This window comes from Novipirellula caenicola (assembly GCF_039545035.1).
Taxonomy (GTDB): domain Bacteria; phylum Planctomycetota; class Planctomycetia; order Pirellulales; family Pirellulaceae; genus Novipirellula; species Novipirellula caenicola.
Window position 1 is genome coordinate 1,133,862 of sequence record NZ_BAABRO010000001.1, and the last position, 14,330, is coordinate 1,148,191.

Genomic DNA, 14,330 nt, shown 5'->3' on the forward strand with positions numbered 1-14,330 from the left:
GACTCGTCGCCTCGTCCACTACGGCTTGCGGCTTGTCGGCACTACGAGTTACACAGTGATTTCGAACACGTGCCGCTCGACTTGGATCACGAAAACTCGCTCCCATCGCTTCCGTTCTCGCAGCATCCGCAAAGGCACCCGTAGCGGCGGTTGAGCAAGTGGGCTGTCACCAGCAGCAAACCTCCGATCGGAGTGATCCAAGAGCCGAATGCATCCAACGGCAAAAGCGATGACAGCTGCGTTTCACTAGCAGTCACGTCCACCAAGTTTGTTGGCGGTAATGTCGCCAATCCAGTGGTACAGTGTTCGCAGCAGGCCTCGGTACAAACGACTGAGGAGCCGACTACCGTAAGATTGCCACCGGACTCACACGCCGCACAACAGTCACCTGTCATCCCGAAGGCGGCTCCGCTGATTAAGACCAGGCCGATCACGGCGATAGCTCCGGGAAGCAATCGTTTGTGGGTTCGGAACCCAGGGATGAACGCGGCGATGGCGATCAGGAAACAAGCCAGTGCCATCCAGCGGTGAAATGCTTCATCGGCGAGAAAACTCAAGCCCAACAGAGGCAGGTAGCCGATCACAAATGGCATCGCGGCGCAGTGGATTGCACAGCCAACGGACGCCACAACGCCAATCCAGTCTCGCCAACGCGACGGGGAGCTCGAAACGTCAGTCACCGGAGCAGGGTTCCCAGTGGTCAGCTCGATCATTGCGACACCTCCCGTGCAATAAACGAGTCGTCTGGCTGTGTTTCGTCCAAATCCGTTTCCAATTCGATCGGTGGAAGAGGATCTTCCATATCAGCCCAAAAATCGGGCCCCTGGACAAATTCAAGGTCGGTGAGCAAGCACTCGTCGAGTATCTTGGTGATTCGTTCTTGGTCCATGGCGTTACCGATGAACACCAATTCTTGGTGGCGATCGCCATGTTCGCCGACGAATTTGGATCGAATCTCTGCAATCGAATCTTCGTCGTCAGGCCAATCTTCTTCGGGTGCCGCGGCCCACCAGAAACCGGCCGGGTTCATGCGAATCGAACACCCCGCTTGCGACCAGTCGTAGGCCCAATCGTGTCGCGATGCGATCCACATCAATCCTTTGCTGCGAAGCACTCCGCTGAACAAGCCCTCTTCCATGTCGGCGTCGAGCGCTTTCGTCAAACGTTTGGGGTGGAACGGGCGTCGGGCTGTATAGACGAAATTCGAAATGCCATATTCTTCGGTCTCGGTTTCCTCTTCCCCGCGAGGCACCTCGAGCCATCCAGGCCGCGTCTCGGCTTCACTGAGCGAAAACAGCCCGGTTCCCATGATTTCGGACAAATCGACTCGGCTTTCGATTGTGTTCAGAATCTTTGCGTCGGCGTTGAGTTGTCGCAAAATTCGATTGAGTTGCTCCAGGTCATACGGCGAAATCAGATCGGCTTTGTTGACAACGATAACATTCGCAAATTCGACTTGATCGACCAACAAATCCACAATGTTGCGAGTATCGTCTTCGCCCAAGCCCAGCCGCCGATCGGTGAGATCATCCCAGGAACCAAAGTCCTTCATGAAGTTGCCCGCATCGACCACGGTCACCATCGTGTCTAGCTCCGCGACCAAGGACAAACTATCCCCCTCTTCGTCTTCAAAAGTAAACGTTTCGGCGACCGGCATCGGTTCCGAAATGCCGGTCGATTCGATCAGCAGGTAATCAAAGCGGCCATCGCGAGCCAATCGGCGAACTTCGACAAGCAAATCTTCGCGAAGCGTGCAGCAGATGCAGCCGTTGGACATCTCGACGAGTTGTTCTTCGGTACGTGAGAGATTCGCGTCGCCCGATTTGACCAGCGCCGCATCGATGTTGACTTCGCTCATGTCGTTGACGATCACCGCAACACGCAAGCCGTCGCGATTGGTCAGGATGTGATTGAGCAGCGTCGTCTTACCGGCGCCGAGGAATCCGGACAGCACAGTGACGGGAAGACGATTTGCGGTGGAAGTTTGATTGGTACGGTTCATGTTTTCACGGTTCAGTCAAGAGGTTGGCGAAGGATGGAACGCGAGGATTTTGGGCGATGGGGTGGACGATGTAATTCATGTTGGATGCGCAGACCAACGCAGGGACGAGCGAAGTGAATCGCACGCAGCAAATTCCATGACCACGAAACACATGAGCAACCATATCGCACATGCATAGGCTATGCAAGTACTCCATAGTGAGAGTGTGACGGTGTCCTTCCAAGCTATGTGAAGAACACGACATTTTTGGACCGCTCTATCGGTATCTCAAGGCCATCGAGAAACGCGGATCGATCGAGAAATCAGTACTGAGGCATCCTCGGGAGGCATTTGCACACCAACTGCAATTGCGTAGGCTGGACTGCTGAGAAAAACCGAAGTTGGTGATCATGTCTGGCGTTTCGAAGCCATCATGGGAAAACCTGGGCATGTTGACGGCCCCCTATTTCCTCTGTGTCGATTGCGGCTCGGTCCACTGTCTGAACGACGTCAACTTGACTGCGAGCAGCCAGCGAGACAGCGGCAAGGTCGCCGAGATGACTGAAATTCTGCTTCGTGAGCATTGCAACGAATGCCGGTAGGCCCAGACCGTGAAATGACGCCAGCCAGAGAGGCTCGTTCGTAGCGGAAACGGTCGGAATCCACTCGCACGCAACCAGTAACGATCTTCTGGGGTGACCGACCTACCACTACGGCCCCTGCAAACGCGGCTCAAGTTGTCATCCGGTTGTGCCGATTGTAAGGATTGTCCTGTGGTCGGACCTGCCCTGCTGATTGTACGTCCGCAGTGAGCCTTCAAATGTCCCGTTCACAGAAAGTCCGCGATGACAAAGCCATCCTTGCATTGGCCAGGCTGGTATTTCCAGCAAAAACATGCATCGATCGCGGTGCTGCTGGCGTGCATTACGGTTTGCACGTCGGCGATCGGCCAAGATCCCGCGCCGAGGCGATTGCCGACGCCTGTGGCCCCTGTCATCGAGTCTGGGGAATCGGTACCTGTGCCACCTCAAGTGCGCACGGATGATATCGGTCCAGCACTCTATCAGCCGGAATCACCCGCGGTTCCACCAGCATCGGCTGCGGCCAAACAGCGTGAAAGCCGGTTTGTTGAAGCCAAGATTGATGCTGAAATTCTGCTGCCGTTGAAGCTAGGTCGGCCACAGATTCTTCAACTTGCTGACACGCCGCTCCGGATTTATGTCCCCGACGAAGGAGTCATTCGCGCCGAGATCATCGACCGCGAATCAGGACGCGAGCTGGCAGTGACCGGTTTGCAGCCTGGGACGACGACGTTAATGCTGTGGTTCGAAGACCAATCGAATCCAACGGGGCAAAGCATCGTCAGTTATCTCGTTCGTGTGGATGAAGACAAACGGTCCATTGATGAGGTTGCCCGTCAACTGAACCAGCGTTTTCCGGACAGCTTTATTGAATTGACGGATGTCAATGGACGCTTGATGGTCAGTGGCGAAGCGCGGGATGCGATCGAGATGTCACATATTCTGCAAGTGCTTGTCAGCACTCGTGGTGTGCCCGCTGGTGTGCGAAGGGTTTCCCCGGTGCAAACCGTCAGCAATGTCGTCGATTTCACTGGCAACAATACACTCGATATGGAAGCTCAGGCCGCGGACGACAGATCGCTGCTCGACCCTGTCGCTCTGGCGCAGGCAGGCATCATCAACTTGATGCGCGTCCCCGGTGAACAGCAAGTGATGCTTCGAGTCACGGTGGCCGAAGTCAACCGCACGGCCGCGCGAAGCCTCGGACTGAATTTCACCGCCATTCAAAACAACAATCTGTTCAGCAATACGACCGGATCGATCGCAGGGAACATCCAAGCGATCCTCGATGGTGGCGACATCAGCCTGCGGATCGAGGCACTGCGGCGACTGAGTTTATCTCGCACGCTCGCCGAGCCGAACCTTGTCGCGATCAATGGCCAAACGGCGAACTTTCAAGCTGGAGGACAGTTTCCGATTCCCGTGATCGCCTCGGGAGGCGTCGGCACGAATTTGCAAGGTGTGCAGTTCGTCCCGTTCGGCGTGCAATTGCAATTCCTTCCGGTCATTCAGGATCGTGATGTGATTCGATTGCAAATCAACGCTGACGTCAGCACGCGAGACGAATCGTTGGGGACGAACATCGGCGGTGGCGGAGGGGGCGGGACATCGGTACCGGGACTGAACAGCCGCAATTTCTCTTCCACTGTAGAGCTGCGAAGCGGTCAGACTCTCGCCGTGGCGGGCCTTTTACAAACCAACTTCGGTGCCAGCAGTGATCGCGTCCCTTTCTTTGGCGACTTGCCGTTGATCGGACCGCTGACTGGTGCCAATCGTACCAGTGCGTCCGAGCAAGAGTTGGTCATATTGGTGACCCCCGAGTTGGTCGCCCCCGTCGATTCGTGCGTCACGCCGGGGCTTCCAGGCAACGATGTCTACGAGCCGACCGATGTCGAGTTCTACTTGAGCAATCGGCTTGAAAGCCGTCGATCGCGAGATTTCCGCTCGCCCGTAAGAACCGATTATCACAAGCAGCGAAGGCCCGATCTTGGTTGCCCGGATCGATTCATCATTGGCTCCAACGGCCCCACCGACCGATGTTGCAATCAACCGGTTGCCGTTCCTCATCAACCCGTTCCAACCATTGGTGAATCAATGCCAACGGTCTACTCAACACCAATGATGATCGATGAGGTGTCGCAATGAGGTATCAATCCAAATTATTCGTCTCTGGTGGTTTGTTGGCGATGTTCCTCACACTAAGCGGCTGTCGTAGCGGACAAGGAATTTGCCATGTCGATCGTTGTGCCGATGTGCCGAGTGGTGCGATTCCAGCCAAGCCAGGCAGCCATCTTTGCGAGTGGCAACAAGCTCAAGTGCAATCTGCGTCGATTGACCAGGGCGTGTTTTACCAAGCTGACTTTGTTGGCAACACCGATCAACTAAGTCCGGCAGCGGAGGTGCAGGTTGCAAGGCTTGTTGAACAAGGAGCCGTCGGGACGGTGCCCCTGATCGTTGAACCCAGCGGCGACCCTCATCGCGATGCGGGTCGAGTCACCATGCTTGCATCCGCATTTTCCGCAGCAGGTGCAAGCATCGCTGCCGAGCAAATTCAAGTTGCCTATCCACCGGCCCTCGGCTTGGAAGGTTTTCGTGCCCAGCAGGTCGCTCGGCAAGCCAGTCGAAGCGGCAACCAAGGCGGAGGCCAGGGACAAAACGGAGGCGGTTCCATTAGCGGCAGTGGTCTCGGTGGCGGAGGCTTTTTCTAGTGACACGAACGACACTGATCCTGTTAGCAACATTACTTGCTTGCGGATGCAGTTCGCTACACGGCGTTGCGTCATTGTCCGGATTGAAGCGAAGCGAAACAAAGTCCGAGTCAAGAAGCAAACCCGCGGAGGCTCCAATGTCTCAGCTTGGTGTCGCCTTGCCGGCAATGAAGCCCGGTGACGACCGAGAGCTGAAGATCATCGCCGCAGAGCAGATGGCAAAACACGGCTACTGGGACGAAGCGGTTGAGCTGTATCTCGACGCCGAATCGATCGCCCCCAAAAAACCGAAGCTGGATGCTCAACTCGCCCCTGCGCTGGCGGGTGCCGGACAATATCCGCAGTCGATCGAGCGATATCGCCGCCTCATCAAGATCAACCCCAAGGACGCGGAACTAGCAAACAATTTCGCGTTCACGTTGATGGAATCGGGCGATCTCGTTGCGGCAGAGAGCGAGTTTCGGCGAGCGCTCACGCTCGACCCTCAATCCGAAAACGCAGCGGTCAACTTAGCGTTACTCATTGCACGACAGCAGCGTTATGACGATGCGTTGTCCGTGCTGATTCCAGCAATTGGCGAAGCTGCCGCTCACCACAACCTAGGCGTTATCGCGATCGAGGTGGGCGATGAGCATTCCGCCAGGCATCACTTTGCTAAAGCCGCATCGTTACCGGGTGCCCCTAAAGCGACGCAAGAATTTATCGCCGCAATCTCAAAGTCCTCGATGACGACTGTGAAGTGAAGCAATCGGCTTCACGTGGGCCAGTTAGTGCTTTCTGCTCCAGCCCCCCTGCCACTCCACCCTTGAATCACAAGGAATGGCATTCCGAAGCTGGCGTGATGCTTGCGAACGAGTTCCCGAAGGCGGGCTCGATCGGTGATCCAGCTGATCATCGTCGATAAAAACCACGATCACAGTTGCATTCACGATGACGCTTCCGCGTTAACGTTTGGAAAGAAGTCGATTGCCAAAGTTCTGGATATCGGGATTGGAATTTTTTGATTCGACCAGGTCGTTACGAATGAGCTCGTGCAAAGTCTTGGCTTTCAAGCAGTCATTGAACCTATCCGTGTGAGCCAACTCGTCAGCATTCGTTGCGGTTACTAAGAATTTAAAGGTGTCGGGATCGCATCGGTTGAGCCGGACAAGCAATACCATGATTCCAACGGCGAAATAGGGACGGTCCCAATCTCCGAGCGAGCGAGTCTGCATGCACCAGCAAAGAAACTTCAGCACCGCGATTGAAGTTTTTTCTCCGAGCTTGATCGCGCTATCAATGAGCTGAACGGTCGTCGAATCTTCCCCTGTAAAATATCCTTCATTCGCTGGCTCGGCCGCAGCTCGCAATAGCGTCCCACACGCGAATAATCGCATCCAATGCCCTCGATCACCTGTCGATCCGGGTGACCAAGTCGGGTCTTCCGGTTCTGACCAACGGATCAACTCGAGAACCTCCTTTGGTTCCCAACGCATCGGTGCGAGAATCTTGCCACTTCGGATCGCTGTTAGCTGTTCCAGATGCTCGTCAAAATCCTGTCCGTAGTCAGCTGCAGCAATCTCACGACGCATCGCATCATCGACATGCGACGAAGCGATTCGAAGCAATTCAGTACTGGAAGGTTCGTGCTGGTCCAAGAGTTGGCTTGACACTAAGTTACCACCTGTGCAACGGTCTGGGGGCGTTCTGGTAGCGATTGCTAAATTTGGCAAACGGAATCTACGCGATTTACGGCAACGGTCATCCAACACCGCTCCGGAGCAAAGCGACAAAAAGCGGCCGACCACAGTTGCAAGGCTTTGTCGCCCGACTCATTTCATCCTGGATGATTCTGGATGGCGTAGTTTGAAACGGCACTCACAATCGCCGCCGCGTCGCAATCGTACAAGTCAACACCGCCAAACGTCTTCATCTCGATGACAGCCGCATTGCCGAGTGAGCCGTGAAAGATGACGGGAGTCTCTGGATTAAATTCCGGCGGCTCATGCAGCCACCATTCATCCTGCGAATCGACAATTCGGTGCCCCGCATCGGAAATGGCCTCTCGCAACCTCCCGTGGGAATTCGGGAACACGTCCGATTCAAGAATCCAGGTTACCGAGGTCATGATGTTTGATCTTGTTTGTATTTTCGCCGAAGCTGCAAAGTTTTCGTCAATTGATTGACTGGCGACGACCGAGCAGGGTTCGCGCGGAACAGGTTCCTGGCGTCGCCCTAGCAAACGACGGGCATGGGCTCACTTACGAAAGAAGCCAACACGTTGACGGCCAACCCGCTAACCTGTACCAAGAACGCCGGAAACCGCAATCAATCATTCCTGCTTCATCCCCACGCCTTCATTCATTGATTATGACGTCGAACTTACCACCACTTCGTACATAGAGAATGCACTCCGCCTCGCCTGTGGTTGAAATCTGATGTAAAAACTTTTCGCGAGAGCTGAAATAGCTGCCCGGCGTCATCGTCTTCCTGTCGGTCTTGTCATCGATTCGGTACTTGGCTTGACCCGCGATCACGACGGCGCGAAGGTTTGAATTGTCGCTGCGAATGTTTCCGCTGAATCCGGCTGGTAGCTTCACCAGTGTGCCGTTGGCTTGGTCTGACTGCGGGTTGCCCCACAGAAATGCGACCTGAGGTTCCTTACCAGAGGCCGACTCCGCAGACGACTGGATCCACGTGGTGCTGGCGGCGCCGAGCCACACCATGTTCGAGGCGTCGACGTTGACGGGGCGTTCACCGTTGTCGAAAGCCTCGTCGGTCGGCATGACAAGGTAGGGGCCTTTGTCGATCTCGATGTATGCGATTGTCGTTCCTCGGGCAGCCGTGATGTGGGGTTCACCGGCTGGCTGGGTCCAGAAAGACCCCGCGGGCATCCACATCGGTTCTGCTGCCGGATCATCGTTGTGAACGCCGCCAGCGATCACAACGCCTCGGTAAGTGACATTGTGAATGTGAGGCGGTGAGGAAAATCCGTCCACGAATTTTACGAGAAACCCCGTGGCCTGCGTCCCTGATCGGTCGCCCCAAAGCGTTGCCGCTTGCGGACTGGCGTCTCCCCGAGCCGGGTTGAGCTGCGTCCACTCGACTTCCGAAGCCAAGACCATGTCAGACGTTGACTTGGTTGCTTGCTCTTGAGCGACGCCCTCGGATGCGGCTGCAAAAAAGCCGACGGCAAACGCGAGCAGTAGGAAAGCTTTGGGAAGGGAATAAATCATTGGTTGAAGCTTAGTGGATATTCATTTTTGGGGTTGCCGTAGTGGACAAGGCTACGAATCCTTCTTGATCGAATGAAGCCGCAGGACTCGTTGCCTCGTCCGCTACGTTCATGCCGACGGGACTCGTTGCCTCGTCCACTACGCTGATGTTTTTAACGACGCCCTAATCAAGGCGACCAGCTTAGTGAGGTCTTCTGCTCGGAAAGCATCCAAAGTTTGGCAGCGGCTTCCCGATCCAGGGCACACTCGTCCAATGGGCACTCGTCGATTGGACCGACCATCTCCGCTCGTTTCGTGGGCCCATAGAGTTTATTGGACTCTACATTCTCTTCGGTTGCACACATGACCTCGGGCCAAGAGCCTTTTTCGGCGGATTGTGCGATAACTCGAGAAAGTACGGACCAGACAATCTTGTTGAAGGTGCTGGCTGTGTCCTTCAACAAATTGGTTCGTGATGCACCGGGATGGCAGACTTGGACAGTCACGTTCTTTCCCGTAGCTTCGACACGGCGTTGCAATTCGTAGGCGAACATCATCTGCGCCAGCTTGCTCTGGGCGTACGAATTCCAGGCGGTGTAGTGCTTGTCAAAGTTGAGGTCTTCAAACTGAATTCGCTTCAGTCCCATTTTATAGGCGTTGCTGCCGACGACGACGATGCGGCCCGCCGACTCTTCGATCCGCTCGAACAGCAGTCCGCATAGCAGGAAATGACCGAAGTGGTTCACACCAAGCTGGCTTTCAAAGCCGTCCACCGTGATTTCCTGTTTGGCCACTTGAGCGATGGCCGCGTTGCAAATGAGCGCGTCGATGCGCGGGACGTTCTGCAACACTTCCGCCGCCGCTTCTCGCACGGATTCCAACACCGCCAAGTCCATGCGAACGAAAGTCACGTCCGCTTCACTGCCAAATTCCTGTTTCAGCGCCGCGATGGCGGCGGCTGACTTGTCGGCGCTGCGGTTTAGCATCACCACTGCTGCGTCTTTGGACAGGAACACCCGCGTTGCCTCAAAACCCGCACCGGCGTTGGCACCGGTGATGAGATAGGTTTTGCCTGCGAGGGAGCCAAGTCGCTCCGGCGTCCAGCCCCCTGGTCCAAAGTTTCGCTTGGTGGACATCTTTCAAACTCCTTCGTTGAGAACGACCAATTGATGAGTGGCGTCGTGGTAGTGGACGAGGCAACGAGTCCCTCCTGCATTTTCCGTAGTGGACGAGGCAACGAGTCCCTCTTGCATTTTGCGTATTGGACGAGGCGAATTTGCGCAAAGCCGTCTTTAATTAAATCCGTCAAGCACATTCTTACCGATCGTGCGGCCGCTCTCTTGTTCGGCGTGGGCCTTTTTAAGCGAGTCGACGCTGATCATCCCGAGATTGTTGTTCACGGTCGAGATCAGCGTGCCGTCGTCGATCAATTCGGACACTCGATTCAATAGCTGGTGTTGTTTTTCGATGTCATCGGTTTGGAACATCGAGCGTGCAAACATGAACTCCCAACTAAAGCTGAGGGCTTTCGGCTTACCCGATTTAATGTCCAAGGTTTCCGGATCGTCAATGAATGCGACGTGACCGCGGGGCTTGATCAGTTCAATGATCGCGGGAAAGTGTCCATCCGTACCTGTTAGTGACGCAACGTAGCGAGGCTCAAGATTCAGTGCCTTCAGTTGATCGACCAAAGACTCGCGATGATTGATAACATGGTCGGCACCCATCTTCTGAACCCAACGGACCGTTTCTGGACGCGACGCCGTGGCGACGACGGTCAGTCCGGTGAGCTGTTTGGCAAGTTGAATAAGAATCGACCCAACACCACCAGCGCCGCCGATCACTAGCAGGCTCTCACCGTTGCCGTCACCTTCCTTTACGGCTAGTGAATCGAACAATAGCTCCCAAGCCGTTATTGACGTCAGCGGGAACCCGGCGGCTTCGGCAAATCCAAGCGATTTAGGTTTCTTACCGACGATCCGTTCGTCCACCGCGTGTAATTCCGCATTGGTGCCCGGCCGCGTGATATCGCCAGCATAAAAGACTTCGTCGCCAACCTTGAATTTGGTGACGTCGCTGCCGACCTGTTGAACCACCCCAGCGGCATCATAGCCAATGATTTTGATGCCGCTGTCAGGCTGTTGATTCAAACGGACTTTGACGTCGACGGGATTGACCGAGATTCCTCGCACTTCGACCAACAGATCATGCGGTCGCAGTTCGGGCGTTTCTGCCTCAACTTCGACCAGTGAATCAGCGGCGTCGATTGGGCCAGCTTGTGTGTATCCGATCGCTTTCATTTCTGTTCCTTTGGTAGTGCAGGCTGCTAGGGCGTTGTCTTTGAATGAGTGGAAAGATCTTTGAAGGCCGCTGAGCTCTTAGCGGCAATGGTACGAGGCGTGGTTATCCGGGGCTCACTGTGAAGCATTTTTTCGTAGCGACCTTTGCCAGAAGGTGGTGATTCCTATTGGCCGGCAATCATCCACGCTCTGGCGAGCGTCGCTACGGAACGCAAATGCCGCAATTTGCCCTCTCTAAATGCTTCACAGCGTTGCGTAAAACGGAGACAAATTATCACGTGTTTCCTATCGGGCTCTTGGTTCGTTCCAATTTCTGAATTGAATCCAACAAGGTCTTAATCGCCTGCACAATCGCTTGGCACTTTTCGTTATCAAACGCGTCGGGATGCGGTGAGGCAAACCGGCCTGAATTATTGTCAAAGTACTGGCCAGAAGCTGCTGCGAACTCGTCAGAGATTGCCGCGCGGGTGAGTATTTCTGCGCCGATTTGGATGTCCTTTCCAGCGACCCCAAAAGCCTCTTTCACCATTTTGCTGGCGAGCAACGAACCGGGATTGAGGGCGATGATCGCTGGGCCATCTTCGCCGAGCGATAACGCGAGATGGCGCGACCACATCGTCAAAGCCAGCTTGCTTTGCGCGTACGCCTCGCCATCGGACAATTGCCGATTGCCCCGCAACGCTTCCATATCAACTGGCGACTGCGCCGCGGAAGAGAGATTGATGACGCGTCCAGTCTTGCCAAGCATCGGTAGCAGTCGCTGGGTCAACAAGCACGGTGCAATTACATTGACGACGAAACGCACATCGAGTTTTTCCGCGGTCATGGAGTCGGACACTTTGAAAACGCCCGCGTTATTGATAAGGACATCAAGGCGTTCGTATCGTTCCGAAACCGATTTCGCAAGCGAATCCACTTCGGTCATGCTGGAGAGATCGGCGACGAAGCCGTTGACTTTGGCATCAGGGTACGTGGAGCCAAGCGATTCGATGACTTGGTCAAGTTTTTTCTGATTGCGACCGTGCAACAAGACTAGGTGTCCAAGCGAAACCAGCATCTTTGCGGTCGCCAGCCCAATACCGTCGGTCGCGCCTGTGAGCAAAATTGTTTTCATCGATATCTCCAACATGGCACCGTTGTCTCAACGGTGCCGGGAACGGCAGAACTTCATAAATAGTTGTGATAACTGTTCTACGATTTGCAGGCTGGCAGCTTGCGTTACGGGTTGTCGACAACCACTTTGCCCATCGCTTTTCCGCTCTCCAGCCGGGCATATGCCTGTCCGACTTGTTCGAGCGAGAACTGCTCTTCATCCAATACAGGCTTGAGTCCGCCCGACTCGCAAATCTGAGCGAGGTCACGGAGGATTTTGGCGTGCTCTTCTCGCCGAAAGTTGTGCAGCATCGGAATCAGCATGAAGACGACGTGCAATGACAAACCTTTGAAATGCGCCGGAGTCAGATCCAATTCGCACATCGAAACGGTCGTGGCGACTTGACCGTTCAGTGCAGCGGCTTCGAACGATTTGGTCAAATTTCCACCGCCAACCGAGTCGAACACGATATCGAACCCGGCACCGCCGGTGTGCTTGGCAACGTACTGCTCGACGGTTTCCGTTTTGTAGTTGATACCGGTGGCACCTAGCTGCTGGATCAGTGCAAGTTGTTTCTCGCCGCCACCGGTCGAGTAGACTTCGGCACCCCAGTGTTTGGCCAGCTGCAACGCGACATGGCCCACTCCGCCCGAGCCACCATGCACGAGAACCTTTTGCCCTTGTTGGATGCCGGCGCGTTTCAAGCCTTCGTAGGCCGTGATCGCGACCAACGGCAAGGCGGCGGCTTCACGCATCGATAAATTTTTTGGCTTGTGAGCAATCAACTTGCTATCGGCCACCATGTACTCAGCCAGCGTGCCTGGCAAGTCGGCCAGTCCGCCGGCACATCCGTAGACTTCATCGCCAACGGAGAAGTCTGTCACGCCATCGCCAACGGCATCGATGGTCCCGGCAAAATCCATTCCCAAGATCGCAGGCGTGTCGGGCGACAACGGCAAATCCTTGCCCATCTTGCGGATCATCGTGTCGACCGTGTTCACGCTCGATGCGGCGATCTTGACCAACACGTGGCCAGGCTTCACTTCGGGTTTCGCGACATCCGCAGCTTCAAAATTCGCATTTTCACCATAGGCGTTGATAAGCATCGCTTTCATCTTTTCTCTCCTGGTTAGGTAGTGGACGAGTGTTTTTGGTAGTGGACGAGGCTACGAGTCCCAGGAACACCCCAGTTTCGCGCCCCAAAATGTTCTTGTTGTGTTGTCTCTTCCGATTGGAACTCACATGCTCCGCGCCGGGGACTCGTTGCCTCGTCCACTACGCGAATAACTTCTACGTTCTCATCAGGCCATCTTTCCGTAAAAAGGACATGACCTTGTCGAAGCGATCCCAATAATCCGCAACGAACGGACACAGTTCGGGGTATCCAGGCACTAGACATCCGGTGAATCTGTACGATGCAAACGTATCGGGCTCGACAAGTCCTGCGCGCTCAGGATTTCTGGCGATGTACTGGCAAACATTTCGGAATTCGGTATCTCGACGCTCTTCGTCGGTAAAGACGTGATCGAAAGCCTGGTCCTGAATGTCAAAACCGATCCTTTCCAGTGATTCGTTGCATCTCGGACGGAAGTGTTTCATTGCATTGAGCTGATCGCTTCCATCGCAAAGCCCCATCCATACCATGTGAATATGATCGGGCATGAGACAATACAACGGACTCGCTAGCCCATATCGGAACAGAGTATGCGTCAGCAATTCGCGAAAGCGATACAGGAACATTGCAGATAGCCATCCCCGCTTTCGGTCGACCATGGTGAGAGTCCAGTGAACAATCGCATCGCCTTGATAATGCTCTCGCTCGAGTCGCCTAAGATGATCTCGTTTGTTCACAAGTCCTCCCTCATGCAATGTAGTGGACGAGGCCACGTGTCCTTTCCATTCTCAAGCAAAACAGGGACTCGTTGCCTCGTCCACTACGTAAATCTGCCAAAAAAAGGGACTCGTTGCGTCGTCCACTACGAAGATCGATATTTCCCATTGCACTTGTTTTGTACATAATACGAGTACGAACTAAGCGAACAAGTACGCACATCTTGGGGATGTAGGCACAAAATGGATACCACTAGTAAAACTCGGCATACCAGTTACGCGCTGCCCGCTTGTCCAGTGGAAGCAACACTCGAGTTGATTGGCGGCAAGTGGAAAGGCATTGTGCTTTACTATTTGCTCGATGGCCGGCTTCGCTTCAGTGAACTCAAGCGGAAGGTCGGTTGTGTCACCCAGCGAATGTTGACCAAGCAGCTTCGCGAACTTGAAGCCAGCGGTTTGGTCAACCGAATCGTCTACGCCGAAGTGCCGCCGCGAGTCGAATACGAACTGACCGCAGAAGGCAAGTCGCTCAAGCCGGTCTTGAAGTCACTCAAGAAATGGGGCGAAGAGCACGCGATGGATTTGATCGCTGAACGTCAAAAGTCAGCAGCAAGTGAACAAGCAAGCGAATGACTGGAGAAGG

Annotated in this window: 15 protein-coding genes; 5 read left to right on the forward strand and 10 right to left on the reverse strand. The window is 54.8% G+C overall.

Annotated elements, in window-relative coordinates; translation table 11 throughout:
* Positions 1-86: 86 nt before the first annotated feature.
* The gene (locus ABEA92_RS03825; protein WP_345682460.1) at positions 87-713 is read right to left on the reverse strand and encodes a MerC domain-containing protein; all 627 of its coding nucleotides are present in this window, start codon (positions 711-713) and stop codon (positions 87-89) included.
* Positions 710-2,002, reverse strand: coding sequence for a zinc metallochaperone GTPase ZigA (gene zigA / locus ABEA92_RS03830; RefSeq protein WP_345682461.1), 1,293 nt, complete (start codon positions 2,000-2,002; stop codon positions 710-712). Before zigA ends, ABEA92_RS03825 begins: the two co-directional genes overlap by 4 nt.
* 389 nt (positions 2,003-2,391) lie before the next feature.
* On the opposite strand from zigA, the gene ABEA92_RS03835 reads away from it, so the two are divergent.
* The 4 genes from ABEA92_RS03835 to ABEA92_RS03850 all read left to right on the forward strand — a co-directional run bounded on the left by ABEA92_RS03835 (position 2,392) and on the right by ABEA92_RS03850 (position 6,013).
* On the forward strand, positions 2,392-2,583 hold the full coding sequence (locus ABEA92_RS03835) for a hypothetical protein (RefSeq protein WP_345682462.1): 192 nt from the start codon (positions 2,392-2,394) through the stop codon (positions 2,581-2,583).
* Positions 2,584-2,826: 243 nt separating this feature from the next.
* Positions 2,827-4,707 carry a type II and III secretion system protein family protein gene (locus tag ABEA92_RS03840; RefSeq protein ID WP_345682463.1) on the forward strand — a complete coding sequence of 627 codons (1,881 nt, stop codon included), beginning with the start codon at positions 2,827-2,829 and terminating at the stop codon, positions 4,705-4,707.
* Positions 4,704-5,270 (forward strand): hypothetical protein, encoded by a 567-nt coding sequence (locus ABEA92_RS03845; protein ID WP_345682464.1) that lies wholly within the window; start codon positions 4,704-4,706, stop codon positions 5,268-5,270. The genes ABEA92_RS03840 and ABEA92_RS03845 overlap by 4 nt, the downstream gene beginning before the upstream one ends.
* A 137-nt stretch (positions 5,271-5,407) precedes the next feature.
* The gene (locus ABEA92_RS03850; protein WP_345682465.1) at positions 5,408-6,013 is read left to right on the forward strand and encodes a tetratricopeptide repeat protein; all 606 of its coding nucleotides are present in this window, start codon (positions 5,408-5,410) and stop codon (positions 6,011-6,013) included.
* A 201-nt stretch (positions 6,014-6,214) separates the two neighbouring features.
* On the opposite strand, the gene ABEA92_RS03855 is transcribed toward ABEA92_RS03850, so the two are convergent.
* The 8 genes from ABEA92_RS03855 to ABEA92_RS03890 all read right to left on the reverse strand — a co-directional run bounded on the left by ABEA92_RS03855 (position 6,215) and on the right by ABEA92_RS03890 (position 13,630).
* Complete coding sequence (locus tag ABEA92_RS03855; protein WP_345682466.1) at positions 6,215-6,922, reverse strand: hypothetical protein; 708 nt, start codon at positions 6,920-6,922, stop codon at positions 6,215-6,217.
* 164 nt (positions 6,923-7,086) lie between these two features.
* Positions 7,087-7,377, reverse strand: a complete 291-nt coding sequence (locus tag ABEA92_RS03860) for a hypothetical protein (protein ID WP_345682467.1) — start codon at positions 7,375-7,377, stop codon at positions 7,087-7,089.
* Between the two features lie 229 nt (positions 7,378-7,606).
* A complete protein-coding gene (locus ABEA92_RS03865) occupies positions 7,607-8,485 on the reverse strand; it encodes a DUF4437 domain-containing protein (protein WP_345682468.1) in 879 nt (292 codons plus the stop codon).
* A 167-nt stretch (positions 8,486-8,652) separates the two neighbouring features.
* The gene (locus tag ABEA92_RS03870; RefSeq protein WP_345682469.1) at positions 8,653-9,600 is read right to left on the reverse strand and encodes an SDR family oxidoreductase; all 948 of its coding nucleotides are present in this window, start codon (positions 9,598-9,600) and stop codon (positions 8,653-8,655) included.
* A 156-nt stretch (positions 9,601-9,756) separates the two neighbouring features.
* Positions 9,757-10,764, reverse strand: coding sequence for a zinc-binding alcohol dehydrogenase family protein (locus ABEA92_RS03875; protein WP_345682470.1), 1,008 nt, complete (start codon positions 10,762-10,764; stop codon positions 9,757-9,759).
* A gap of 274 nt (positions 10,765-11,038) precedes the next feature.
* Entirely contained in the window at positions 11,039-11,878 is an 840-nt protein-coding gene (locus ABEA92_RS03880) for an SDR family NAD(P)-dependent oxidoreductase (protein WP_345682471.1), read from the reverse strand.
* Positions 11,879-11,982: 104 nt separating this feature from the next.
* Positions 11,983-12,972: a zinc-dependent alcohol dehydrogenase family protein gene (locus ABEA92_RS03885; RefSeq protein WP_345682472.1), complete on the reverse strand. Its 990-nt coding sequence runs from the start codon at positions 12,970-12,972 to the stop codon at positions 11,983-11,985.
* Positions 12,973-13,147: 175 nt separating this feature from the next.
* Positions 13,148-13,630 carry a hypothetical protein gene (locus ABEA92_RS03890; RefSeq protein WP_345682473.1) on the reverse strand — a complete coding sequence of 161 codons (483 nt, stop codon included), beginning with the start codon at positions 13,628-13,630 and terminating at the stop codon, positions 13,148-13,150.
* 300 nt (positions 13,631-13,930) lie between these two features.
* Between ABEA92_RS03890 and ABEA92_RS03895 the strand changes: the two genes are divergently transcribed.
* Positions 13,931-14,320 carry a winged helix-turn-helix transcriptional regulator gene (locus ABEA92_RS03895; protein WP_345682474.1) on the forward strand — a complete coding sequence of 130 codons (390 nt, stop codon included), beginning with the start codon at positions 13,931-13,933 and terminating at the stop codon, positions 14,318-14,320.
* The last annotated feature ends 10 nt before the right edge of the window (positions 14,321-14,330 follow it).